The following is a 23,501-nucleotide window of genomic DNA, read 5'->3' as shown; positions in this document are numbered from 1 at the left end:
CCCTCGCCGGCGACGACCTGATCGGGCAGGCCCGCACCGGCATGGGCAAGACCTTCGCGTTCGGCGTGCCCCTGCTGCAGCGCATCAGCACCGGCAACGCGACGCGACCCCTCAACGGCACCCCGCGTGCCCTGGTCGTGGTGCCCACCCGGGAGCTGTGCGTCCAGGTGACCGAGGACCTGGCGTCCGCCGCCAAGTACCTGACCGCCGACGGCGGCCGGCGCCTGTCGGTCACGCCCATCTACGGCGGCCGCGCCTATGAGCCGCAGATCGAGGCGCTGCGCGCCGGCGCCGACGTCGTCGTCGGCACCCCGGGCCGGCTGCTCGACCTGGCCCAGCAGGGGCACGCCGAACGCGAAGGTCTTGCCCATGCCGGTGCGGGCCTGCCCGATCAGGTCGTCGCCGGCGAGGGCGAGGGGCAGGGTCAGTTCCTGGATGGCGAACGGGCGCTCGATGCCCTTCTCGGCCAGAGCGCGCACGATTTCGTCGCGAACATCGAGTTGGGCAAAGGTGAGTTCAGTTGTGTTGGTCAGTGTCGTCATGCGTGGATGAGCAGCCTTTCGGTGACGTCTCGGGTGAAATTGTCGGTGTTTCTCTGTCGCGGTCACGCGCGCACGAGTTCCGACTCCGGATGACGTCGCCGAGTCGCGGGCCCCTGCTGAAGAGTGGCGGGCCAGCTGTGCGCGCACATTTCGCCGATAACGGCGGCATCAAATACAGCCGCTATCTACTCCCATGATAGCTGGTCGACAGCTGGCACCCATTTTGCGCTAAGTCCGCCGATTAGAGTGTTGCCATGACCCGGCCCTCCCGTCAGCCCTCCCAAGCCGATTCGGAAGCCGACCAGGGGGACGGGCCCAGCGGTTCCGGGGCGCCCCGCCTGTCGGCAGACCACCCGGGCGTCAACGAGTTGTTCGCGGTCCTGGCCTACGGGGAGATCGCCGCGTTCTACCGGCTGACCGACGAGGCGCGGATGGCCCCCGACCTGCGCGGACGCATCTCGATGGCGAGCATGGCCGCCGCCGAGATGCAGCACTACGAGCTGCTGCACGACGCCCTGGAGCGCCGCGGTGTGGACGTGGTGGCGGCGATGTCGAAGTACGTCTCGGCGTTGGAGAACTACCACCGGCTGACCATGCCCAGCACCTGGCTCGAGGCGCTGGTCAAGACCTACGTCGGCGACGCGTTGGCGGCCGATCTGTATCTGGAGATCGCCGAGGGGTTGCCGGAAGAGATCGCCGGCATCGTGCGGGAGGCGCTCTCGCAGACCGGGCATTCGCAGTTCGTGGTGGCCGAGGTCCGCGCCGCCGTGACCTCCAGCGGCAAGCAGCGCAGCCGGTTGGCGCTGTGGTCGCGACGCCTGTTCGGTGAGGCCATCACGCAGGCCCAGTACCTGCTGGCCGACCACGACGAACTGGTCGACCTGGTGGTTGCGGGCGCGGGCGGCCTCGGCCAGCTCAACGCGTTCTTCGACCGGCTACAGCAGACCCACGAGCGCCGGATGCGCGACCTCGGGCTGAGCTGACCTCAGCGCGCGCAGCTCGCCAGGCTGGAGTTGTTGCCCGCCGCCACCACGACCTGCCCGGCGGAGTTGACGATCGAGCAGTTCAGCTGCCCGAGGAAGCTCGTCGCGACGACCGACGGGTTCTGCACGCCCGGGTTCAGGACGACCACCTTCGACCAGGGCAGCGACACGTTGAACTCGGTCTGCGGGTAGCCCCGCGCGTCGGTGTAGACGATGTTGACCAGATCCAGCAGCTGCTTGGTGCCGGTCACGCTGTAGACCACGGTGCGCGGGTTCAGCGCGGCCGCGGGCGGCGCGGCGGCCAGGGGCGGCGCCGCGGTGGGCGTGGCGGCCGGGGCGAGGGCCGGCAGGGTGCCGGGCGCCGCGCTGGGGGTGATGGTGGTCACGGTCTCCTGGGGCAGCTGCGCGGTGCGTGACGGCGCCGGGGCCGCGCTGGGCGACGCCGACGGGCTCGTCGTCACCGACGCCGAGCTGGCGGGTTGGGCAGTGGGCGCCCCCAGGGTTGCCTTCGTGGACGCGCTGTCGCCGCTGTTGATGATCACCGCGGTGCCGATGGCGCCCAGGGCCAGGACGGCACCCAGGACGGCCGTCGCCGGGCGCCAACGCGGGTTCGCCGGCCAGCCGGTCCAGTTGTAGTCGTCGTCGACGTACGCGTCCCCGTCGAGGTCGGCGTCGACGTCCTCGTCGTGACCCTCGTCGTAGGAGCCGTAAGAGTCGTAGGACTCGTCGGAGGCCCGGTACGAGCGGTAGCGGTCCTCCTCCGGGTAAGCCCGGATCCGGTCGGTGAGGCGGGGCAAGGTGGTACCCATGGCGCCGAAGTTAGCGACGGGACAGCACGGTTCGGTCGTCCGACATTGGTGTACGCCCACCCGGTAGCGAATCGTTACCCGTTCGCGACCCGGGGTTTCGCTGACCGCGAACCGTCCGGCGGGGGCTGTGGCGGATGCGGGTCGCCCGCGTCCACTAGCCTGCTGCTGACGGGTTCGCGGCGGCAGCGCCAACGGAAGGGCCGACGGAAGGGGTGACCGTGGAGGTCAAGATCGGGATCACGGACAGTCCGCGCGAGTTGGTCATCGCCAGCGCGCAGACGCCCGCCGAGGTCGAGGAGGCGGTCGGCCAGGCGTTGAGCGCGGGTCCGGGCCTGCTCAAGCTCAGCGACGAGCGGGGCCGTCGCTACCTGATCCACACCGGCAAGATCGCCTACGTGGAGATCGGCGCGGCCGACGCCCGCCGAGTCGGCTTCGGCATCGGCGCCGAGAAGCTCGCCGCCAAGGGCGCTAAGAGCGAGTAAGCGGCACGTGTGACAGGCCGCCCCAGGCGAACTGGACGGTGCCCTCGACGGCGTCGGCCTTGGAGATGGGGCGGTCGGAGTCCAGCCAGTACCGGGCGCAGTCCACGCTGATGCCGACCAGGCCCACGGCGATCATCCGGGCGCGGTGCGGGTCTAGGCCCGAGTCCGCGCTGATCAACGCGAACACCGCGTCGATGCAGGATTCGGTGGCCACCCGCACTTGGGCGGCCACCTCGGGCTCGGTCACGTAGTCGTTTTCGAAGATCAGCCGGTAGCCCTGGCTGTCGTGTTCGATGAAGTCGAAGAACGCCTGGACCGCGGCGTGCAGGCGCTGCCGGTTGTCGGTGGTGGTGCTCAACGCCTGCTGCACGCCCGACACCAGGTTGTGCACGTGCCGGGCCAGCACGGCCAGGTACAGCTCGAGTTTGCTCGAGAAGTGTTGGTACAGAACGGGTTTGCTGACGCCGGCGCGCTCGGCGATCTCGTCCATGCCCGCGGCGTGGTAGCCGCGGTCGACGAAGACGTCGCTGGCGACGACCAGCAGTTGGCCCCGGCGCTCGTCGCGGGGCAGCCGGTTGCCGCGCCGGCTGGAGGCCGCCAGCCCGTCGGCGGGCCGAGCGCGATCGCCCGTTTTGACGGCACGCCGTGCCGGCGCTTTGGCGACTTCGCTCATCGAGTCCTCATCTGATCGGTCGGCAACCGGGCATCGGCTCCACCGGCCCGCCGCGCTACTCGTTGTTGAAAGACCTTACTACCCGTAACAGCTCGGTGACCGCCGTCGCCGCCGTCGCCGCAGGCAGCGGCGGTGTCGCGGGGCCGGCTCGGGCGCGCCACGGGCGGCCCGCAGGGCGGGTTGTGCAATCCTGGAAAAATGACGTCGCAGCGGCCCGCCCGCGGCGCCGGCCGAGCGCCGGTGCTGCGCGACGAGTGGCGCGAGCCGCTGCGGGCCCTGCGCGACCCGCTGGCGCGGGACGCCGGGCGGGTGCGCTCCGACCGGGAGCGGCCACGCCAGTGGCGCAAGCAGACCTGGCTGGGCCGGTTCGTCTCCACCTACGGCTGGCGGGCCTACGCGCTGCCGGTCCTGGCCGTGGTCACCGTCGTGGTCGTCTACCAGACGGTCACCGGAACCGCCGCCACCGCCCCGTTGGCGAGTCAGCCCACGCAGAGCCCGCAGCCGATCGGCTCGCTGGGCACCTCGATCATCGACGCCCCGCCGCGCGGGCTGGCCGCCTTCGACGCCAACCTGCCCGCCGGGACGCTGCCCAACGGCGGGCCGTTCACCGAGGCCGGGGACAAGACGTGGCACGTGGTGCCGGGCACCACGCCGCAGATCGGGCAGGGCACCATGAAGGTGTTCCGGTACTCCGTCGAGGTTGAGAACGGCGTCGACCCCGCGATGTTCGGCGGCGACAACGCGTTCGCCGAGATGGTGGACCAGACCCTGGACAACCCCAAGAGCTGGACGCACAACCCGCAGTTCGCGTTCATCCGGATCGATGACGGTAAGCCCGACTTCCGGGTCTCGCTGGTCTCCCCCGTCACCGTGCGCGAGGGCTGCGGCTACGAGTTCCGGCTGGAAACCTCCTGCTACAACCCGGTTTACGGGCCCAACAAGGAGGCGCGGGTGTTCATCAACGAGGCGCGCTGGATCCGCGGCGCCGTCCCGTTCGAAGGCGACATCGGCTCCTACCGGCAGTACGTGATCAACCACGAGGTCGGCCACGCCATCGGCTACCTGCACCACGAGGCGTGCGAACAGCAGGGCGCCCTGGCGCCGGTGATGATGCAGCAGACCTTCTCGACGTCGAACAACGACGCGGCCCAGTTCGACCCCGACGTGGTCAAGGCCGACGGCAAGACCTGTCGGTTCAACCCCTGGCCGTTCCCGATCGCCTAGCCGTTCGTTGCCGTCGCGGCGGGTGGCTGCTGTGATGGTGGCAGACCCGCGATCGAGGAGATGAGCACCGTGTCCACGCCGTTGCCGCCGCTGGTGGCGCCCGCCGACGACCTGACCGGCGACGAGGTGGCGCGCTACAGCCGGCACCTGATCATCCCCGACCTCGGCGTCGACGGGCAGAAGCGGCTGAAGAACGCCCGGGTGCTGGTGATCGGCGCGGGCGGCCTGGGCGCGCCCACGCTGCTGTACCTGGCCGCCGCCGGCGTCGGCACGATCGGCATCGTCGACTTCGACGTCGTCGACGAGTCCAACCTGCAGCGCCAGATCATCCACGGCGTCGCCGACGTCGGGCGCCCCAAGGCGCAGTCGGCCCGCGAGTCGATCGCCGCGATCAACCCGCTCGTCGAGGTGTGCCTGCACGAGGTCCGGCTGGACCGCGACAACGCCCTCGATCTGTTCGGGCGCTACGACCTGATCGTCGACGGCACCGACAACTTCGCGACCCGGTACCTGGTCAACGACGCGGCGGTGTTGGCACGCAAGCCGTACGTGTGGGGGTCGATCTACCGGTTCGAGGGCCAGGTGTCGGTGTTCTGGGAGGACGCGCCCGGTGGCCGCGGGCTGAACTACCGCGACCTCTACCCCGAGCCGCCGCCGGCCGGCTCGGTGCCCTCGTGCGCCGAAGGCGGCGTGCTGGGCGTCGTGTGCGCCTCTGTCGCGTCGGTGATGGCCACGGAGGCGGTGAAACTGATCACCGGGCTGGGCGAGTCGCTGCTCGGCCGGTTGATGATCTACGACGCGCTGGCCATGACGTATCGCACCATCGCGATCCGCAGGGACCCCGCCGAGGCGTTCCGGCCCGCCATCACCGAGCTGATCGACTACGACCAGGTGTGCGGCGTGGCGCCCGACCCGGCGCCCGCCGACGGCGGTTCCACCATCACGCCGCGGGAACTGCGGGACCTGCTGGACTCCGGCGCCCGGCCAGCGCTGATCGACGTGCGCGAGCCCGTCGAATGGGACATCGTGCACATCGACGGGGCGCAGCTCATTCCGCAGTCGCTGCTCGCCTCCGCCGAGGGCCTGGCAAAGCTGCCGCGGGACCGCAAGACGGTGCTCTACTGCAAGACGGGGGTGCGCTCGGCGCGGGCGTTGGAGCAGATCCGCGAGGCCGGCTTCACCGACGCGGTGCATCTGCAGGGCGGCATCGTGGCCTGGGCGGAGCAGATGCAGCCCGACATGGTCCTGTACTGATCCGGTCGCGCCGGCGGCCTCGTTTAGAGTACCGGTGTGACTGTCGAGCCGCCGCCGGACCATGTGCTCTCGGCGTTCGGCTTGGGCGGCGTCAAACCCGTCTATCTGGGCGCCAATTGGGAAGGCGGCTGGCGCTGCGGTGAAGTCGTCCTGTCGCTGGTGGCCGACAACGCGCGCGCGGCGTGGTCGGCGCGCGTGCGCGAGACGTTGTTCGTCGACGGCGTCCGGCTGGCCCGACCCGTCCGCTCGACCGACGGGCGCTACGTGGTGTCCGGCTGGCGGGCCGACACGTTCGTGGCGGGCACGCCCGAACCCCGGCACGACGAGGTGGTCTCCGCGGCGGTGCGCCTGCACGAGGCCACCGGCAAACTCGAACGCCCGCGGTTTCTGACCCAGGGCCCCACCGCGCCATGGGGCGACGTCGACATCTTCATCGCCGCCGACCGCGCCGCCTGGGAGGAACGGCCGTTGGGTTCGGTGCCGCCGGGCGCGCGGGTGGCCCCGCCGACCGCCGACGCGGAGCGCTCCGTCGAGCTCGTCGAGCAGCTCGCCACGCTGCGCAGGCCGACCAAGAGCCCCAACCAGCTGGTGCACGGCGACCTGTACGGCACAGTGCTTTTCGTGGGCACCGCGGCGCCCGGGATCACCGACATCACCCCCTACTGGCGTCCCGCGTCGTGGGCCGCCGGCGTCGTGGTGGTCGACGCCCTGTCCTGGGGTGACGCCGACGACGGGCTCATCGAGCGCTGGAACGCCCTGCCGGAGTGGCCGCAGATGTTGTTGCGCGCGTTGATGTTCCGCCTAGCCGTGCACGCCCTGCACCCGCGGTCGACCGCCGAGGCCTTCCCGGGGCTGGCCCGCACGGCGGCGCTGGTCCGGCTGGTGCTCTAGGCGCCGGACGGGAATTCGTAGCGGACCGCGTCCAACGGGACCCTGCCGTCGACGGCGAGCACCCCCTCGGCGCGCAGCAGTTCCAGCTGCCGGGTCCGCAGGTGCTGCGCGGGGCGTCCCGACGCGGTGATGACCCGATGCCACGGCAGGTCGGAGGAGTCGGTCCGCATGATCCAGCCGACGATGCGGGGGCTGGAAAGCCCTGCGACGGCGGCGATGTCGCCGTAGGTCACCACCCTGCCGGGCGGCACCGCCGCCACCAGCCCGCGCACTCGCTCGACCTGCTCGTCGGTGACCGGCGCCACGGTCAGCGGCCTTGCCGGAGCTCGCGGGCCAGCGCGGCGACCTCGCCCGGCTTGGCGTAGGGCACCATGTGGTTGCACTCGAAGCTCAGCAGCCGCAGCCCGGCGCCCAGCCGCTGCCGCAGGGCGCCGGTCAGCTGGTCGGTCACGTACGGCGGCGACGTCCAGTTGGCGCGCACCAGGACCGTCGCCGTGTCCGCCGGCGGCAGCACCGCCGGGCGGGCCAGCTCGCTCCAGTACGACATCATCGCGGGCAGGCTGACCCGCCAGCCATAGCGGCCGTTCGGCAGCTCGATCAGGTGCTCGTCGATCTCGGCGTCCAACAGGTGCCGGTCGACGTCCGACCAGGAACCGTGCGCCTTCTCCTGCCGCGCCTGGTCGGCGTCGGGGTAGTCGGGCGAGGACAACATCGCCTGGGCGATGTCGCTCATCCACGCGCCGTCGAGCCCGACGGCCGGGTCGAGCAGCAACAGGGCCGCCACTTTGTCCGGCCGGGCGGCGGCCAGGTGCATGGCCAGTGCCCCGCCGAACGAATGCCCGATGACCAGCACCGGCGCGTCGGCCGCGTCGTCGAGCAGCGCGCCCAGCGCCGCGACGTTGGCGTCGATGGACCAGGGCGCCGCCCACGACGACCTGCCGTGCCCCACCAGATCCGGTGCGGCGAAGCGCAATTCGGGGAGCAGCCCGGCCAGGTGCTGCCAGCGTTGCCCGTGGCCGGTCAACCCGTGCAGGGCCAGGACGTCGACCGCGCCCGGCGGCCCGAAGCGGTGCACGTGCAGCTCAGCGGTCACCCGTCGATCGTGCCAGGTGTCCGCGATGGGATCGGTATGGGCACCGGCAGCGGCTCAGCGATCGTCGTCCCACTCGTCCTCGCCGGAGACGACGTAGGCCTGCTCGATCACGTCGGCTTCGTTGGCCTCCCGCTCGCCGGCGTTCACGTAGCCGACGTCCAGGCCGACCTCGTCGTCGGGGTCGACCGGTTGCAGCTGCTCCACGGCGTCCCCCTCCGGAGCCTCGTCGGCGGGAAACCCGCGTTCGTCATCCCTCACGACCGAAAGCCCTCCTTTGCGTTTCGTCGGGTTGCTTGCGCCCTCCAGGGTAGGGGCCGCGGCGCGGCGGCGTCGGCCCGCGAGGTCGCGGCCCTTGTCGGACCCCCGTGGTGTCATGCCCTCATGCCGTACACGTGGGGTGCCGACGCGCACGCCGTCCTCGACCCGGGCGCGCGCGGCCGGGTGCGCATCCTCGGCGGTCCCGGCACGGGCAAGAGCAGCCTGCTCGTCGACGCCGCGATCGCCCGGATCCGTGCCGGCGTCGAGCCGGAATCGCTTCTGCTGCTTACCGGTTCGGGCCGCCTCGGCGCCCGGGCCCGCAGCGGCCTGACGACGGCGCTGCTCAACTCGCGCCCCGCCGGCGCCGGGCGCGCCGCCGTGCGCGAACCGTTGGTGCGCACCGTGCACGGCTACGCCTACGCGGTGTTGCGCCGGGCCGCCGAGCGCACCGGCGACGCGCCCCCGCGGCTGGTGACCAGCGCCGAACAGGACGCCATCATCCGCGAGCTCTTGGCCGGTGACATCGCCGACGGTCCCCGCTCGGCGGTGGCGTGGCCGGCGCCGCTGCGGCCCGCGCTGGGCACCGCGGGCTTCGCCACCGAATTGCGTAACCTGCTGGCGCGCTGCGCCGAACGCGGCGTCGACCCGCAGGAGTTGGAGCGCCTCGGCCGGCGCAGCCGCCGGCCGGAGTGGACGGCCGCCGGCCAGTTCGCGCGGCAGTACGAGCAGGTGATGCTGCTGCGGGCGGCGGTGGGCACGGCGGCGCTGCAGGCGACCACGCCGGCGCTGGGCGCCGCCGAACTCGTCGGCGCGGCGTTGGAGGCGTTCGCCATGGACGCCGAGCTGCTGGCGGCCGAGCGCGCCCGCATCCGGGTCCTGCTGGTCGACGACGCCCAACAGCTCGACCCGCAGGCGGCCCGGCTGGTCCGCGTGCTGGCGGCCGGGGCCGACGCGGCGCTGATCGCCGGGGACCCCAACCAGGCGGTGTTCGGCTTCCGCGGCGGCGAATCCGCGAGCCTGCTCGACGACGCGGGCCCGCAAACCTCGTCGGTGACGCTGACGGTGTCGCATCGCTGCGCGCCGGCGGTGGCGCGCGCCGTCAGTGGCATCGCGGGCCGGCTGCCCGGCAGCGGCGCCGGCCGGCGGATCGAGGGCACCGGCACCGAGGACGGCTCCGTGACGGTCCGCCTGGCCGCGTCCGAGCACGCCGAGGCGTCGCTGATCGCCGACACGCTGCGCCGCGCGCACCTGCTCGACGGCGTGCCGTGGTCGCAGATGGCGGTCGTCGTGCGGTCGGTGCCGCGCGCCGGCGCCCGGCTGCCGCGGGCACTGGCAGCCGCCGGGGTGCCGGTGGCCGCGCCCGCGGTCGGGGCCGCCGTGTCCGAGGAGCCGGCGGTCCGGGCGTTGCTGACGGTCCTGCTCGCCACCTCCGACGGGCTCGACGGCGAGCGGGCGCTGGCCCTGGTGACCGGCCCGCTCGGCCGCGTCGACCCGGTGACGCTGCGCCAACTGCGCCGCGCCCTGCAGCGCGCCCACCCCGGGCCGGCGGACTTTCCCGAACTGCTGGCCGAGGCGCTGTCCGGCGCCGCCGGGTGCCCGCCGGCGCCGCAGTTCCGCCCGCTGCAGCGGGTCCGCGCCGTGCTCGACGCCGCCGCGAAGTCCCACCGCGCGGGCCAGGATCCGCGCTACGTCCTGTGGGCGGCGTGGCAGCGGTCCGGCCTGCAGCGCCGCTGGCTGGCGGCGGCCGAGCGCGGCGGCCCCGGCGGCGCGCAGGCGACCCGTGACCTCGCGTCGGTCACGCGACTGTTCGACATCACCGACGACTACGTGTCGCGGACCGCGGGCGCGTCGCTGCGCGGGTTCGTCGAGCACGTCAGCGCGCTGCAGCTGCCGGGTGCCACCGCCGAGCCGGTCGCACCGGCCGAGCAGGTCGCCGTGCTCAGCGCGCACGCCGCGCTCGGCCACGAGTGGGTCGTCGTGGTCGTCGCCGGCCTGCAGGACGGATTGTGGCCCAACACCGTTCCGCGCGGTGGGGTGCTGGCCACGCAGCGGCTGCTGGACGCGCTCGACGGCGTGGCCGAGCAGGCGTCGGTGCGGGCGCCGCTGCTGGCCGAGGAGCGCCGGCTGCTAATTGCGGCGCTGGGCCGCGCCCGGCGCCGCGTGCTGGTGACGGCCGTGGACAGCGACGCGGGCGGGGCGGGGGACGAGGCCGCGCTGCCGTCGCCGTTCTTCTCCGAGATCGCCCAGTGGGCCGCTGACGGCGGCGATCTCGCCGCGGCGCAACCCGTCGCCGCGCCGCGGGTGTTGTCCGCCGCGGCGTTGGTGGGCCGGCTGCGCGGCGTGGTCTGCGCCCCCGACGGCGCGGTCGACGACGCGGCCCGGGGTTGCGCGGCGGCGCAGTTGGCGCGCCTGGCCGCCGCCGGGGTGCCGGGCGCCGACCCGTCGAGCTGGCACGGCCTGACCCCGCTCAGCACCGGCGCGCCGTTGCGCGGCGCCGCGGATGCGGTGACGCTGACGCCGTCGTCCCTGCAGACCCTCAGCGACTGCCCCCTGCGCTGGCTCGCCGAACGGCATGGCGGGACGAACCCGCGCGACCTGCGTTCGACGATCGGCTCGGTGGTGCACGCGTTGGTCGCCGAGCCGTACCGCGGCGAGCCCGAGCTGCTCGCCGCCCTCGAGCGCGCCTGGCAGCACCTGCCCTTCGACGCGCAGTGGCACTCGGCCAACGAGCTGGCCCGGCACCGGGCGATGCTCGAGGCGTTCGTCGAGTGGCGGGCGCAGACCCGCGGCGCGCTGACCGAGGTGGGCGTCGAGGTCGACATCGACGGGACCCTGGGCGCGCCGCGCGCGGACGGCGGCGAGGTGCGGCTGCGCGGCCGGGTCGACCGGCTGGAGCGCGACGCCGCGGGCCGGCTGGTGATCGTCGACATCAAGACGGGCAAGACGCCGGTCAGCAAGGACGACGCCCAGCAGCACGCCCAGTTGGCGATGTACCAGCTGGCGGTGGCCGAGGGCATGGTCGCCGCCGACCCCGACGCCGTCGAACCCGGCGGCGCCCGGCTCGTGTACGTCGGCAAGACGGGCGCCGCCGGGGCGACGGAACGCGAGCAGGACCCGCTCACCCCCGCGGGCGTCGCGCAGTGGCGCGACGCCGTGCGGCACGCGGCCGACGCGGCGACCGGCCCGCGGTTCGTCGCGCGGCGCAACGACGGTTGCGCGCACTGCCCCGTCCGCCCGGCCTGCCCCGCCCACGCCGACGGGGCGGCATCGTGAGCGCCCGCTACAGCCCGGCAGAACTGGCCGGCGCCCTCGGGCTGTTCCCGCCCACCGACGAACAGGCCGCCGTGATCGCCGCGCCGCCGGGGCCGCTGGTCGTCATCGCCGGCGCCGGGGCCGGCAAGACCGAGACCATGGCCGCGCGGGTGGTGTGGCTGGTCGCCAACGGATACGCCGACCCGGGCCAGGTGCTGGGCCTGACGTTCACCCGCAAGGCCGCCGGGCAGCTGCTGCGCCGGGTCCGCTCGCGGCTGGGGCGGCTGGCCGGCGTCGGCCTGGGCGCCGGCGGGGCCCCGGCGTTCGAGACCGACGCCGCGCCGACGGTCAGCACCTACCACGCGTTCGCCGGCTCGCTGCTGCGCGACTACGGGCTGCTGCTGCCCGCCGAACCCGACACCCGGCTGCTCGGCGAGACCGAGCTGTGGCAGCTGGCGTTCGACGTGGTGACCGGCTACCGCGGTGAGCTGCACCTCGACAAGACCCCGGCCGCGGTCACCGCGATGGTCCTGCGGCTGTGGGGCGCGCTGGCCGAGCACCTGGTGGACACCGCCCAGCTGCGGGACACCCACGTGGAGCCGGAGCGGCTCGTGCACGCCCTGCCGGCCGGCCCCTACCAGCGCGACCGCGGGCCCAGCCAATGGCTGTTGCGGCTCGCCGCGGCCCAGGCCGAGCGCACCGAGCTGGTGCCGCTGCTTGACGCGCTGGCGCAGCGGATGCGCGCCGCGAAGGTGATGGACTTCGGGGCGCAGATGGCCTCCGCGGCACGGCTCGCGGCGGCCTTCCCGCAGGTCGGTGACGACCTGCGGGCCCGCTATCGGGTGGTGCTGCTCGACGAGTACCAGGACACCGGGCACGCGCAGCGCGTCGCGTTGTCCGCGCTGTTCGGCGGCGGCGTCGACGACGGGTTGGCGCTCACGGCCGTGGGCGACCCGATCCAGTCGATCTACGGCTGGCGTGGTGCGTCGGCCACCAACCTACCGCGGTTCAGCACCGACTTTCCCCGCTCCGACGGCACGCCCGCGCCGGTCCTGGAATTGCGGACCAGCTGGCGCAACCCGCCGACCACCCTGCAGGTGGCGAACGCGGTCTCGGCCGAGGCGCGCAGCCGCTCGGTCGCCGTGCACGCGTTGCGCCCACGCCCGGACGCCCCGCCGGGCACCGTGCTGGCCGCGCTGCTGCCGGACGTCCAGGCCGAGCGGGACTGGATCGCCGACCAGCTCGACGCCCACTACGCGCGGGCCCGCGCCGACGGCGTCAGCCCGCCGACGGCCGCGGTGTTGGTGCGGCGCAACGCCGACGCCGCGCCCATCGCCGACGCCCTGCGGGCCCGCGGGGTGCCGGTCGAGGTCGTCGGGCTGGCCGGGCTGCTGTGGGTCCCGGAGGTCGCGGAGCTGGTCGCCATGCTGCGCCTGGTGGCCGACCCGACGGCGGGGGCGGCCGCGATGCGGGTGCTCACCGGCCCCCGCTGGCGTCTGGGGGCCGCCGACCTGGCCGCCCTGTGGCGGCGCGCGGTGACGCTGAGCGGCGGTGCCGGGGCGCCCGCGCCCGGCTCGCCCGAGTCGATCGCAAGGGCGGCCGGCCCGGACGCCGACGCGGCGTGCCTGGCCGACGCGATCGCCGACCCCGGGCCGCCCGAGGGGTATTCGGCCACGGGTCGCCGGCGCATCACCGCGCTGGCCGCGGAGCTGAGCGCGCTGCGCGGCCACCTCGGACACCCCCTGCCCGACCTGGTCGCCGAGGTGCGGCGAACGCTGGGCCTCGACTGCGAGGTCCGCGCGGCGGCCGGGGCGGCGGGCTGGGCCGGCACCGAGCACCTCGACGCCTTCGCCGACGTGGTCGCCGGCTACGCCGAGCGGGCCGGCGCCGCGGGGCGGGTCACCGACCCGCCGGCGGCGGCGTCGGTGGCGGGGCTGCTCGCCTACCTCGACGCGGCCGAGACCGTCGAGAACGGGCTGGCGCCGGCGCCCGTGGCGGTGGCGCGCGACCGCGTCCAAATCCTTACCGTGCACTCCGCGAAGGGCCTGGAGTGGCAGGTGGTGGCGGTCGCGCACCTCTCGGGCGGGGTGTTCCCGTCGACGGCCTCGCGCAGCACCTGGTTGACCGACGCCGCCGAGTTGCCGCCGCTGCTGCGCGGGGACCGCGCGTCCACCGGCGCGCTGGGCATCCCGGTGCTCGACACGTCCGCCGTCACCAATCGAAAGCAGCTGTCGGACACGATCTCCGAGCACCGCCGCCAGCTCGAACAGCGGCGCGTCGACGAGGAGCGCCGCCTGCTCTACGTCGCGATCACCCGGGCCGAAGACACCCTGCTGGTGTCGGGCCATCACTGGGGCGCCACCGGCATCAAGCCGCGCGGGCCCTCGGAGTTCCTGTGCGAGGTCAAGGACGTCATCGACCGCTCGGCCGCCGCCGGCGCGCCGTGCGGCGAGGTGGCGCACTGGGCGCCCGCCCCGGCCGACGGCGAGGCGAACCCATTGCGCGACAACGCCGTCGAGGCGCACTGGCCGGTCGACCCGCTGGGTGCGCGCCGCGACGCGGTCGAGCGCGGCGCGGCCCTGGTGGCCGCGGCGATGGCGGCCGGGGACGGCGCGGTCGCCGGCGTCGGGGCGGGGGACGCCGACGCCGAGGGGTGGGCGGCCGACGTCGACGCGCTGCTGGCCGACAAGGCGCGGCTGGCCGCCCCCGCGCCCCGCGCCCTGCCGGGTCAACTGTCGGTCAGCGGCCTGGTGGACCTGGCGCGCGATCCGCAGGCCGCGGCGCAACGTCTGATGCACCGCCTGCCGTCGCGGCCGGATCCGCACGCGTTGCTGGGCAACGCCTTTCACGCGTGGGTGCAGAAGTTCTACGGCGCCGAGTGGCTGTTCGACCTCGGTGACCTACCGGGCGCCGCCGACGCCGACGTCGGGGATCCGCACGAGTTGGCCGCCCTGCAGGCGGCCTTCACCGAATCGCCGTGGGCGGCGCGCACACCCGTTGCCGTCGAGGTGCCGTTCGAAATGCCAATCGGCGACACCTTGGTGCGCGGCCGCATCGACGCGGTGTTCGCCGACCCCGACGGCGGGGCCACGGTCGTGGACTGGAAGACGGGCGAACCGCCCCGCGGCCCGGACGCGCTTCGGCAGGCCGCCGTCCAGCTCGCGGTGTACCGCCTGGCGTGGGCCGCGCTGGCCGGCGTTCCCGGGGCGTCGGTGCGCACGGCGTTTCACTACGTGCGCGCCCGCACCACGATCCGCGCCGACGATCTGCCCAGCCCCGCGGAGCTGGCCGGGCTGCTCGGCGCCGGCGCCGCCGACGCGTGACCCGCCCGTCGGGCGGGGACCGTGGTTACATGGACTCGTGCCTGTCACATGCGCTGAGGTGAAGCCGACGACGGACCGCTGTGCGCCACGGTAGGTTACGCACGCTGCGTGGGCTGAACGAGAGCCTGACGGCCCAGCGCGGCCACCAACTGGTCGGCGTCCTGCGCATTCCCGAGGATCACGGGAGCCCCATCCGGGTGATCGTGCGCCGCGTGGCCATCGCGCTGGTGGTGCTGTTCGGCGCGGCGCTCATCGTCTATGCGGACCGCGCCGGCTACCGCGACGTGCGCAACGCGCCGCTGACGTTCCTGGACTGCCTGTATTTCTCCGCGGTCTCGCTGTCGACCACCGGCTACGGCGACATCACCCCCTACACCGAGACCGCCCGGCTGGTGCACACGTTGATCTTCACCGCGCTGCGCATCGCGTTCCTGGCCGTCCTGGTCGGCACGACGCTCGAGGTGCTCTCCGAGCGCTCCCGGCAAGGGTGGAAGATTCAGCGTTGGAGGAGCAGAGTGCGCAACCACACCATCGTCATCGGCTACGGCACCAAGGGGAAGACGGCTGTCACCGCCATCCTCGGGGACGAGGCCGCCCAGGGCGACGTCGTGGTCGTCGACACCGATCGCGGCACGCTGGAGGGCGCGGCGAACGCGGGCCTGGTGACCGTGCACGGCGACGCCACCAAGGCCGACGTCCTGCGCCTGGCCGGGGCGCAGCACGCGGCGTCCATCATCGTGGCGACCAGCCGCGACGACACCGCGGTGCTGGTGACGTTGACGGCGCGCGAGCTAGCGCCCACCGCCAAGATCGTGGCGTCCATCCGGGAAGCCGAGAACCAGCACCTGCTGCAGCAGTCGGGGGCGGATTCGGTGGTGGTCTCCTCCGCCACCGCCGGCCGGCTGCTGGGGCTCGCCACCACCACGCCCAGCGTCGTGGAGATGATCGAAGACCTGCTGACCCCGGATGTCGGCCTGGCCATCGCCGAGCGGGAGGTCGAGCAGACCGAGGTCGGCGGCTCACCGCGGCACCTGCGGGACATCGTGCTCGGGGTGGTGCGCGACGGCCGGCTGCTGCGCATCGGCGCGCCCGAGGTGGACGCCGTGGAGGCCACCGACCGGTTGCTGTACCTGCGGAACGCGGGGCACTAGTGGATTTTCAGCTGAGCAGCGTGCCGTTGCTGTCTCGCGTCGGCGCCGACCGGGCCGACCAGCTGCGCACCGACGTCGAGGCCGCGGCCGCGGGGTGGGCGGACGCGGCGCTGCTGCGGGTGGACGGCCGCAGCCAGGTGCTGGTCGCCGACGGCGGGGTGGTGCTGGGGCGGGCGACGGAGCTGGCCGACAAGCCGCCGGCCGAGGCGGTGTTCCTGGGCCGGCTGGAGGACGGTCGCCACGTCTGGGCCGTGCGCGGGGCGCTGCAGGCCCCGGAGGACCAGGGGGTGCGCGCCGAGGTGGTCAACCTGCGCGGCCTCGGCCCGGTGTTCGACGACACCAGCAGTCAGCTGGTGTCGACGGCCGTTGCGCTGCTCAATTGGCACGACAGGGCGCGCTTCAGCGCGGTCGACGGCTCGCCGACGCGGCCGGCGCGGGCGGGCTGGGCGCGGGTCAACCCGGTGACCGGCCAAGAGGAATACCCGCGCATCGACCCCGCGGTGATCTGCCTGGTCCACGATGGCGGCGACCGGGCGGTGCTGGCCCGTCAGACGGTGTGGCCGGAGCGGATGTTCTCGTTGCTCGCCGGGTTCGTCGAAGCCGGGGAGTCCTTCGAGGTGTGCGTCGCGCGGGAGATCCACGAGGAGATCGGCCTGACGGTGCGCGACGTGCGGTACCTGGGCAGCCAGCCGTGGCCGTTCCCGCGGTCGCTCATGGTCGGCTTCCACGCGGTGGCCGACCCCACCGAAGAGTTCGCTTTCAACGACGGCGAGATCGCCGAGGCGGCGTGGTTCACCCGCGACGAGGTCCGTGCGGCGCTGGCGCAGGGCGACTGGTCCAGCTCGTCGGATTCGAAACTGCTTCTGCCCGGGTCGATTTCGATTGCCCGCGTGATCATCGAATCGTGGGCGGCGATCGGCTGAGGGCTACTTGACGCGCTCGGTGATGGTCTGCAACACCCGGTGGGCGATCTGGTCGGTCGGCTCGATGCCCAGTACCCCGACGGAGGCCAGCACGGTGTTCTTCGCCCGGTACATGTGACTCCAGCCCTCCGAGGAGAGCTGCAGGGTTGACGGGTCGGGCTTGCTGAGGGTGAACTCGTAGGCCTTGTCATGCAGGGAGGCGCACTGTCCCAGCGTCGATTGCAGCTGAGTCAGCGCGTCGCGCGCCGCGTCGGCGTCGCGGTACAGCGCGACCGCGTGGGTGACCTCGTTGATCGGGGCGATGCCGCCCGGCCGCAGGTCGTCGGTGGTGCCGCTGTAGGCGACGGCGCGGAACTCCTTCCACCCGGCGGTGAACGTGAGGTCGCTGCTGCCGACCGCCCGGCAGGGGCCGGGGGCGTTCAGATTGCCGGGCACCGGGTGGTGCCGGTCGGCGTACGAATACGGTTGCAGGCCTTCGAAGTTGGCGATGTGCCGGACGTCGTCGAGGCTGACGATCAGCGACTCGGCGTAGGCGTGCTCGGGCGGCTCGACCCGCAGGTCGATCGGCGGATCCGCGCACGCCGACGCCAGGGCCACCAGGCCGCAAACCACGGCGGTGGCCAGCGTCCTGGCGAGGCGGGAGAGACCGAGCAGAAAGGGAAGGGGTGTCGGCGCGACGCGATCCGGCCGGAGACTCGACGCCATGGTCAGTATCGTACGGCCGTCGCGCCCGGGCGCCGCAGCGCTCAGGCGCCCGCTTCGGCCAGCTTCGCCTTCACCTGCGCCGCGCTCGGGTTGGTCAAGGTCGACCCGTCGGCGAACTTGACCGTCGGCACGGTCTTGTTGCCGCCGTTGACCGACCCGACGAACTCCGCGGCCGCCGGGTCGTGCTCGATGTCCACGGCCTCGTAGGCGATGCCGTTGGACTTGAGCACCGTCATCAAGCGGTGGCAGTAACCGCACCAGGACGTGGTGTAGACGGTGAGCGGGGCTGTGGTCATAGTTCGTTAACGTAGCCCGACGACGCAGTGTTCCGCGCAGCGGGATGCGCAGGAGTCGGGCGGTGTGGTGGGCCCGACGACGCAGTGTTCCGCGCAGCGGGATGCGCAGGAGTCGGGCGGTGTGGTGGGCCCGGCGACGCAGTGTTCCGCGCAGTGGGATGCGCAGGAGTCGGGCGGTGTGGTGGGCCCGGCGGCGCAGTGTTCCGCGCAGTGGGATGCGCAGGAGTCGGGCGCCGGCGCGGCAACTCGCCGGGCGACACGCGGAGCCACGCGGCCGGCCAGCACGCGGTGCCGACCGTTTGTCGGTCGCGGCTGCCAGTATGGGAGGCCGATATGGACGCCATGCCGACGGTCGTTGACCCGCTCACCGCCGCCCTCGATGAGGAGCAGCGCGAAGCCGTGCTGGCGCCGCGCGGCCCGGTGTGTGTGCTCGCGGGCGCCGGCACGGGCAAGACGCGCACCATCACCCACCGGATCGCCCAGTTGGTCGCCGGTGGCCATGTGGCCGCCGGGCAGGTCCTGGCGGTCACGTTCACCCAGCGCGCGGCGGGGGAGATGCGCGCGCGGCTGCGCGCGCTCGACGCCACCGCCGGCACCGGCGTCGGTGCGGTGCAGGCCCTCACTTTCCACGCGGCCGCGCGTCGGCAGCTGCGGTACTTCTGGCCGCGGGTGGTCGGCGACACCGGCTGGCAGCTGCTGGACAGCAAGTACGCCGTCGTCGCCCGCGCGGCCAGCCGCAGCCGGATCAACGCCAGCACGGACGACATCCGGGACCTGGCCGGCGAGATCGAATGGGCCAAGGCGTCGCTCGTCGGGCCGGAGGAGTACCCGGCCGCCGTGGCCGCCGAGGGCCGCGACACCCCGCTGGACGCCGCCCGCGTCGCGACGGTCTACGCCGCCTACGAGGCGCTCAAAGCCCGCGATGACGACGTCACGCTGCTCGACTTCGACGACCTGCTGCTGCACACCGCCGCCGCGATCGAAAACGACGCCGCCGTCGCCGACGAGTTCCGCGACCGCTACCGCTGCTTCGTCGTCGACGAGTATCAGGACGTCACCCCGCTGCAGCAGCGGGTGCTCACGGCGTGGCTGGGCGACCGCGACGACCTGACCGTCGTCGGCGACGCCAACCAGACCATCTATTCGTTCACCGGCGCGACGCCGCGGTTCCTGCTCGACTTCTCGCGGCGTTACCCCGACGCCAGCGTGGTGCGCCTCGAGCGGGACTACCGCTCGACCCCGCAGGTGGTGTCGCTGGCCAACCAGGTGATCGCCGCGGCTCGCGGCCGGGTGGCCGGCAGCAAGCTGCACCTGCTCGGCCAGCGGCCACCGGGTCCCGCGCCGGCGTTTCGCGAGCATCCCGACGAGCCGGCCGAGGCCGCCGCCGTCTCGGCCGAGATCGCCCGGCTCATCGAGTCCGGCACTCCGGCGTCGGAGATCGCCGTGCTCTACCGCGTCAACGCGCAGTCGGAGATCTACGAGGAGGCGCTGACCGAGGCGGGCATCGCCTATCAGGTGCGCGGCGGCGAGGGCTTCTTCACCCGCCAGGAGATCAAGCAGGCGTTGCTGGCGTTGCAGCGCGCGGCGGAGCGGGGCGCCGAGGGCCCGTTACCCGAGGTGGTGCGCGCCGTCCTCGAGCCGCTGGGTCTGACGGCCGAGGAGCCCGACGGCACCCGCGCGCGGGAGCGTTGGGAGGCGTTGTCCGCGCTGGCGGAGCTGGTCGACGTCGAGGTGGCGCAGCGTCCGCAGCTCGACCTGCCCGGGCTGCTCACCGAGTTGCGGCTGCGCGCCGACGCGCGTCACCCACCGGTGGTCCAGGGCGTCACGCTGGCGTCGCTGCACGCCGCGAAGGGGCTCGAGTGGGACGCGGTGTTCCTGGTCGGGCTGGCCGACGGCACGCTGCCCATCTCGCACGCGCTTTCGCACGGCCCGGAGAGCGAGGCGGTCGAGGAGGAGCGCCGCCTGCTCTACGTGGGGATCACCCGTGCGCGGGTGCATCTGTCGCTGAGCTGGGCGCTGTCGCGCACCCCGGGCGGGCGGCAGAGCCGCAAGCCGTCGCGGTTCCTCAACGGCATCGCCCCGCAGACCCGCGCCGACGCGATGCCCCCCAAGGCGCGGCGCACCCGTGGGGCCGCGACCCGGTGCCGGATTTGCAACCGGGAGTTGAGCACGCCCGCGGCGGTCATGTTGCGGCGATGCGAGACCTGCGCCGGCGACGTCGACGAGGACCTGCTGTTGCGACTCAAGTCGTGGCGAACGGACGTCGCCAAGGAGCAGAAGGTGCCCGCCTACGTCGTCTTCACCGACAACACGCTGATCGCGATCGCCGAGCTGCGGCCCGGCGACGAGGAGGCGCTCATCGCGATCCCGGGCATCGGCGCGCGCAAGCTCGAGCAGTACGGGTCGGACGTGCTGAGCCTGGTGCGGGGACGCTGAGGCCTGCGCCGCAGGTCAGAAAATCGTTTGTGGTTCGCGCGGCCGAGCGTTTACCCTCAGAATCGCAGTCCGGAGAAGGAAGGGAGGTGGCCACGATGCTCGTCGACGTATTCGGTGTAGGCATGGTCGGCGCGGCGCTGTCCGCGGGTACCTCCCGTTCGGCCGCCCGAAAGGCCGCCGCCTGGGCGGCCGGTGCCAAGCATCGCGCCGCCGCGACCGACGCGTCCGTGGATCGGGGTCACCGCTAGACCCCCGTCTTCCCCCGAAATGGCCACGGACCCGAAAGTCAAGGATCCGTGGCCATCTTTGTCGGGACTGCATCCCCGCCCACACCTGGTCCGGATCACCACGAAGCCCCGATCAGGAAGCAGGTGAGCAGGACATGTCGGCATCGCCGGTCCCCAGACAGCCGTCGCTGGAATTGCCTTGTCACGCAGGCGATCCGGACCTTTGGTTCGCCGAGGCCCCCACGGACCTGGAGCGGGCCAAGACGCTGTGTGCGCGCTGCCCGGTGCGCCGGCAATGCCTGGCGGAGGCGCTGGAACGCGCCGAGCCGTGGGGGGTGTGGGGCGGTGAGATCTTCGAGCGCGGCGCCATCCTGAGCTACAAACGGCCCCGCGGGCGTCCCCGCAAGGACCGGGGCGCCGACGAGGTCGCCGCCTAGCTAGCGGCTGCCCGACTCCGTCGAACTGGGCAGCGGCTCGGCGAAGCCGGGGATCAGCTCCTCGGAGAGCGCCCTGATCGGCACGTGCGCGTCGAGCTGGCACAGGATCGCGGCCACCGACATGATCACCCGCATCGGGATGGCCAGCTTCGGCGGCAAATCCATCTGCCGGGCGGTCCTGATCTGCGACACCGACCGGTCCACCTCGACGCTGGTCATCTTCTGCAACCACTTGCGGTTGTAGTGGAAGACGTCGACCTCGATGGGTTCAACGTAGGCGCGCAGCATCTCGTCGATGTCGCGCTCGGAGACCTGCCGCCCCTTCTGGATGAACCCGACCTTCTCCATCGTCGGCAGCAATACCGCGTAGTTCTTGTCGAGGGCCGACCGCATGATGACCCCGAGTTCGACGGGGAAGCCGTCGGGCAGCGGAGCCACGGCACCGAAGTCGATGACGCCGATCCGCTCGTCGGGCAGCAGCATGAAGTTTCCGGGGTGGGCGTCGCCGTGCATCATGCCCACCCGCCGCGGCGCGTCGAAGGTGAGTTCCAGCAGGCGGGTGCCGATCAGGTCGCGCTGTTCGGTGGTGCCGTGGCGGATGATCTCGGCCATCGGGATGCCCTGGATCCACTCCTGCACCACCACCTTGGGGGCGCTGGCGACGATGCGTGGCACCGCGAAGTGCGGGTGGTCGGCGTAGGCCTTGGCGAACGCGCGCTGATTGTCGGCCTCCAGCCGGTAGTCGAGCTCCATCTCGGTGCGCTGGATCAGCTCGTCGACCACGCCCTGGACGTCGGCGCCGGGGGAGAGCTGCTTGAGCACCCCGACCATGCGCTGCATGGTCTTGAGGTCGGCGCGCAGCGCCTCGTCGGCGCCCGGGTACTGGATCTTGACGGCCACCTCGCGGCCGTCGGACCATACCGCCTTGTGCACCTGCCCGATGCTCGCCGAGGCGACGGGCTTGTCGTCGAACGAACGAAACCGTTCCCGCCACTTGGTGCCCAGTTGACCGTCGAGCACCCGGTGCACCTTGTTGGCGGGCAGCGGCGGGGCGTCCTTCTGCAGCTTGGTCAGCGCCTCGCGGTAGGGCTCGCCGTACTCCTCGGGGATGGCCGCTTCCATCACCGACAGCGCCTGGCCGACCTTCATCGCCCCGCCCTTGAGCTCGCCGAGGACGGTGAACAGCTGGTTGGCGGCCTTCTCCAGCAGCTCGGCCTGGACCTCGTCCCTGGACTTGCCGGTCAGCCGCTTGCCGAAGCCGAGCGCCGCCCGGCCGGCGAATCCGACCGGGATGCTGGCCAGCTTCGCGTTGCGCGCAGCGCGGCCACGCTTGATGTCTGCCACGTCTCCCATCATCCACGACGGTCGGGGGGCCGCGCTGTCGATCCGGTAACACCCGCTGGCGCCCACCTCGGCATCGGCGCTGCCCGTGTGCCGAACGGCACAGTCGGTGGGTGCCGGTGCGCCCGGCCGGGCTGGCGTCAACACGCGCACAGGGGATGCCGCGCCCAGTGCCGGGTGACGATGGTCCCGGCCGCCACGTCGAATTCCAGTGTGGCGTTGAGGGTCTGGGGCGGCTGCGGATCCGGGACGGCCTGTCGGCCGCGCACGGCCGCGATCACCCGGTTCACCTGGCCGAGCGCGAGCGCCGCCGTGGCCAGCACGGTGGCCCGGTCAGCCACCCCGACGGTCTCGCGCAGCTGGGCGCAGATCGCGGGCCACGCCTCGTCGCGGTCCTTGCGGTGCAAGTCGGCGCAGGTCAGGCAGCTGGTGACCCCCGGGATCACCAGCGGCCCCACCAGCCCGGTGCCGTCGCGCACCCGCACCGGCAGGTGCGCGACGCCCTGGCTGTGCAGGTCGCGCACCAGGCGGGGATCGGCGACCAGGTAGTCCGCCAGCACCACCAGGTCGGTGTCGGCGGCCGAGACGCCGGCGTGCGGTTGGCTGCTGTGCGCCAGGCGGGCGCCCGAGCAGCGCAGCGCCTCCACCAGCAGCTCGGACAGCGGCCCGCGGCCGTGCACCCGCACCGACGGCGCCCGCCCGGGCGTGGGCCCGCTTTCGGTGGCGACGCCCGCGCCGACGAGCTGGGCGACCAGCTGGGTCAGGCCGTCGGCGTCGCGCAGGCCGCGCTCGCGCGCCCGTCGCTGCAGTTCGCCCAACGGGGTGGGGGAGGACATAGAGCGCAGCAGGCCCGCCAGTTCGGCGGCGGCCAGGCCGCCGGGCGGCCGGACCAGCACCGCGCGGCGCGGGTCCCAGCCGACCTGGACGGCGCCGTCGGGGCGCAGCAGGACGGGCAGCGCGGGGTCCAGCGCGTAGGAGGCGACGGCCGAGGGCATCGCCGCAGGGTGCCACGGCGACGGCGACCGGCACGTTCAGTTGTCCACAGGGTCGCGTCGTCGCAGGTCGTTCGGTGTCGCCCCGCGGGCACCGGCGCGGCGAGCGAGCCTAACCCGTCAGGGCCGGGCGGCCGGCGGGGTGAAACGCCTGATCAAGCAGGGTGAACTCCCCATCAAGGCGTGCGACGACACCCTCCGGGCCGACA

At 73.2% G+C, this 23,501-nt stretch carries 21 protein-coding genes and 2 pseudogenes; 13 read left to right on the top strand and 10 right to left on the bottom strand.

The window, feature by feature from the left end:
• Positions 1–368 (top strand): annotated as a pseudogene (locus tag A5714_RS25645) (DEAD/DEAH box helicase); the annotation flags it as partial.
• Between the two features lie 9 nt (positions 369–377).
• Here the strand turns inward: A5714_RS25645 and A5714_RS25640 are convergent.
• Positions 378–542 (bottom strand): annotated as a pseudogene (locus A5714_RS25640) (ATP-dependent helicase); the annotation flags it as partial.
• 254 nt (positions 543–796) lie between these two features.
• Between A5714_RS25640 and A5714_RS20795 the strand changes: the two are divergent.
• Complete coding sequence (locus A5714_RS20795) at positions 797–1,525, top strand: ferritin-like fold-containing protein (protein ID WP_068288411.1); 729 nt, start codon at positions 797–799, stop codon at positions 1,523–1,525.
• 2 nt (positions 1,526–1,527) lie between these two features.
• Here A5714_RS20795 and A5714_RS20790 read toward each other — a convergent pair whose 3' ends face one another.
• Positions 1,528–2,334: an MmpS family transport accessory protein gene (locus A5714_RS20790; protein ID WP_068288408.1), complete on the bottom strand. Its 807-nt coding sequence runs from the start codon at positions 2,332–2,334 to the stop codon at positions 1,528–1,530.
• 212 nt (positions 2,335–2,546) lie between these two features.
• Between A5714_RS20790 and A5714_RS20785 the strand changes: the two genes are divergently transcribed.
• Positions 2,547–2,816 (top strand): DUF3107 domain-containing protein, encoded by a 270-nt coding sequence (locus A5714_RS20785; RefSeq protein ID WP_082959884.1) that lies wholly within the window; start codon positions 2,547–2,549, stop codon positions 2,814–2,816.
• Here A5714_RS20785 and A5714_RS20780 read toward each other — a convergent pair.
• The gene (locus tag A5714_RS20780) at positions 2,803–3,489 is read right to left on the bottom strand and encodes a TetR/AcrR family transcriptional regulator (protein ID WP_068070356.1); all 687 of its coding nucleotides are present in this window, start codon (positions 3,487–3,489) and stop codon (positions 2,803–2,805) included. The two genes, A5714_RS20785 and A5714_RS20780, sit on opposite strands and share 14 nt — an antisense overlap.
• Positions 3,490–3,687: 198 nt before the next feature.
• On the opposite strand from A5714_RS20780, the gene A5714_RS20775 reads away from it, so the two are divergent.
• The 3 genes from A5714_RS20775 (at position 3,688) to A5714_RS20765 (ending at position 6,858) form a co-directional block, all read left to right on the top strand.
• Complete coding sequence (locus A5714_RS20775; RefSeq protein ID WP_156671219.1) at positions 3,688–4,713, top strand: DUF3152 domain-containing protein; 1,026 nt, start codon at positions 3,688–3,690, stop codon at positions 4,711–4,713.
• 69 nt (positions 4,714–4,782) lie between these two features.
• Entirely contained in the window at positions 4,783–5,967 is a 1,185-nt protein-coding gene (gene moeZ, locus A5714_RS20770) for an adenylyltransferase/sulfurtransferase MoeZ (protein WP_156747423.1), read from the top strand.
• Positions 5,968–6,003: 36 nt separating this feature from the next.
• Complete coding sequence (locus A5714_RS20765; RefSeq protein ID WP_068070359.1) at positions 6,004–6,858, top strand: TIGR02569 family protein; 855 nt, start codon at positions 6,004–6,006, stop codon at positions 6,856–6,858.
• Here A5714_RS20765 and A5714_RS20760 read toward each other — a convergent pair.
• Genes A5714_RS20760 through A5714_RS20750 form a run of 3 tightly spaced genes read right to left on the bottom strand, consistent with a single transcriptional unit; the run spans position 6,855 to position 8,209 of the window.
• Positions 6,855–7,163 carry an MGMT family protein gene (locus tag A5714_RS20760; protein WP_068070360.1) on the bottom strand — a complete coding sequence of 103 codons (309 nt, stop codon included), beginning with the start codon at positions 7,161–7,163 and terminating at the stop codon, positions 6,855–6,857. The two genes, A5714_RS20765 and A5714_RS20760, sit on opposite strands and share 4 nt — an antisense overlap.
• Before the next feature lie 2 nt (positions 7,164–7,165).
• Positions 7,166–7,951, bottom strand: coding sequence for an alpha/beta hydrolase (locus A5714_RS20755; RefSeq protein ID WP_068288402.1), 786 nt, complete (start codon positions 7,949–7,951; stop codon positions 7,166–7,168).
• A gap of 54 nt (positions 7,952–8,005) precedes the next feature.
• The gene (locus A5714_RS20750; RefSeq protein WP_068070362.1) at positions 8,006–8,209 is read right to left on the bottom strand and encodes a hypothetical protein; all 204 of its coding nucleotides are present in this window, start codon (positions 8,207–8,209) and stop codon (positions 8,006–8,008) included.
• A 123-nt stretch (positions 8,210–8,332) separates the two neighbouring features.
• Here A5714_RS20750 and A5714_RS20745 point away from each other — a divergent pair, with 123 nt between their 5' ends.
• The 4 genes from A5714_RS20745 to nudC all read left to right on the top strand — a co-directional run bounded on the left by A5714_RS20745 (position 8,333) and on the right by nudC (position 16,858).
• Positions 8,333–11,482 carry an ATP-dependent DNA helicase gene (locus A5714_RS20745; RefSeq protein ID WP_068288399.1) on the top strand — a complete coding sequence of 1,050 codons (3,150 nt, stop codon included), beginning with the start codon at positions 8,333–8,335 and terminating at the stop codon, positions 11,480–11,482.
• On the top strand, positions 11,479–14,784 hold the full coding sequence (locus A5714_RS20740; protein WP_068288414.1) for an ATP-dependent DNA helicase: 3,306 nt from the start codon (positions 11,479–11,481) through the stop codon (positions 14,782–14,784). The genes A5714_RS20745 and A5714_RS20740 overlap by 4 nt, the downstream gene beginning before the upstream one ends.
• 80 nt (positions 14,785–14,864) lie before the next feature.
• Positions 14,865–15,935 carry a TrkA family potassium uptake protein gene (locus A5714_RS20735; protein WP_068288396.1) on the top strand — a complete coding sequence of 357 codons (1,071 nt, stop codon included), beginning with the start codon at positions 14,865–14,867 and terminating at the stop codon, positions 15,933–15,935.
• Positions 15,935–16,858 carry an NAD(+) diphosphatase gene (gene nudC, locus A5714_RS20730; protein ID WP_068288393.1) on the top strand — a complete coding sequence of 308 codons (924 nt, stop codon included), beginning with the start codon at positions 15,935–15,937 and terminating at the stop codon, positions 16,856–16,858. Before A5714_RS20735 ends, nudC begins: the two co-directional genes overlap by 1 nt.
• A gap of 3 nt (positions 16,859–16,861) precedes the next feature.
• Here the strand turns inward: nudC and A5714_RS20725 are convergent, their stop codons facing one another.
• The gene (locus tag A5714_RS20725; RefSeq protein ID WP_082959883.1) at positions 16,862–17,563 is read right to left on the bottom strand and encodes a sensor domain-containing protein; all 702 of its coding nucleotides are present in this window, start codon (positions 17,561–17,563) and stop codon (positions 16,862–16,864) included.
• Positions 17,564–17,604: 41 nt separating this feature from the next.
• Complete coding sequence (gene mrx1, locus A5714_RS20720) at positions 17,605–17,859, bottom strand: mycoredoxin Mrx1 (protein WP_068070367.1); 255 nt, start codon at positions 17,857–17,859, stop codon at positions 17,605–17,607.
• A gap of 342 nt (positions 17,860–18,201) precedes the next feature.
• Here mrx1 and A5714_RS20715 point away from each other — a divergent pair, with 342 nt between their 5' ends.
• The 3 genes from A5714_RS20715 to A5714_RS20710 all read left to right on the top strand — a co-directional run bounded on the left by A5714_RS20715 (position 18,202) and on the right by A5714_RS20710 (position 20,959).
• Positions 18,202–20,295, top strand: a complete 2,094-nt coding sequence (locus tag A5714_RS20715; protein ID WP_197513850.1) for an ATP-dependent DNA helicase UvrD2 — start codon at positions 18,202–18,204, stop codon at positions 20,293–20,295.
• An 86-nt stretch (positions 20,296–20,381) separates the two neighbouring features.
• A complete protein-coding gene (locus A5714_RS26275) occupies positions 20,382–20,543 on the top strand; it encodes a hypothetical protein (protein WP_156747422.1) in 162 nt (53 codons plus the stop codon).
• Positions 20,544–20,677: 134 nt separating this feature from the next.
• Positions 20,678–20,959, top strand: coding sequence for a WhiB family transcriptional regulator (locus A5714_RS20710; protein WP_068288387.1), 282 nt, complete (start codon positions 20,678–20,680; stop codon positions 20,957–20,959).
• On the opposite strand, the gene A5714_RS20705 is transcribed toward A5714_RS20710, so the two are convergent.
• Both A5714_RS20705 and A5714_RS20700 read right to left on the bottom strand, forming a co-directional pair.
• Positions 20,960–22,315 carry an AarF/UbiB family protein gene (locus A5714_RS20705; protein WP_156671222.1) on the bottom strand — a complete coding sequence of 452 codons (1,356 nt, stop codon included), beginning with the start codon at positions 22,313–22,315 and terminating at the stop codon, positions 20,960–20,962.
• A gap of 125 nt (positions 22,316–22,440) precedes the next feature.
• Complete coding sequence (locus A5714_RS20700; protein ID WP_068288384.1) at positions 22,441–23,295, bottom strand: cyclodehydratase; 855 nt, start codon at positions 23,293–23,295, stop codon at positions 22,441–22,443.
• Positions 23,296–23,501 lie beyond the last annotated feature (206 nt).

The sequence above is a fragment of the Mycobacterium sp. E2462 genome, assembly GCF_001672685.1.
GTDB lineage: Bacteria > Actinomycetota > Actinomycetes > Mycobacteriales > Mycobacteriaceae > Mycobacterium.
The sequence above is the reverse complement of the archived record's forward strand: the minus strand, read 5'-3'. Positions and strand labels throughout refer to the sequence as shown.

Coding starts and splice junctions, on each gene's coding strand:
- A5714_RS20795 (WP_068288411.1), top strand. CDS start 797: ATGACCCGGCCCTCCCGTCAGCCCTCCCAAGCCGATTCGGAAGCCGAC.
- A5714_RS20790 (WP_068288408.1), bottom strand. CDS start 2,334: ATGGGTACCACCTTGCCCCGCCTCACCGACCGGATCCGGGCTTACCCG.
- A5714_RS20780 (WP_068070356.1), bottom strand. CDS start 3,489: ATGAGCGAAGTCGCCAAAGCGCCGGCACGGCGTGCCGTCAAAACGGGC.
- A5714_RS20775 (WP_156671219.1), top strand. CDS start 3,688: ATGACGTCGCAGCGGCCCGCCCGCGGCGCCGGCCGAGCGCCGGTGCTG.
- A5714_RS20745 (WP_068288399.1), top strand. CDS start 8,333: ATGCCGTACACGTGGGGTGCCGACGCGCACGCCGTCCTCGACCCGGGC.
- A5714_RS20725 (WP_082959883.1), bottom strand. CDS start 17,563: ATGGCGTCGAGTCTCCGGCCGGATCGCGTCGCGCCGACACCCCTTCCC.
- mrx1 (WP_068070367.1), bottom strand. CDS start 17,859: ATGACCACAGCCCCGCTCACCGTCTACACCACGTCCTGGTGCGGTTAC.
- A5714_RS20715 (WP_197513850.1), top strand. CDS start 18,202: ATGCCGACGGTCGTTGACCCGCTCACCGCCGCCCTCGATGAGGAGCAG.
- A5714_RS20710 (WP_068288387.1), top strand. CDS start 20,678: ATGTCGGCATCGCCGGTCCCCAGACAGCCGTCGCTGGAATTGCCTTGT.
- A5714_RS20705 (WP_156671222.1), bottom strand. CDS start 22,315: ATGATGGGAGACGTGGCAGACATCAAGCGTGGCCGCGCTGCGCGCAAC.
- A5714_RS20700 (WP_068288384.1), bottom strand. CDS start 23,295: ATGCCCTCGGCCGTCGCCTCCTACGCGCTGGACCCCGCGCTGCCCGTC.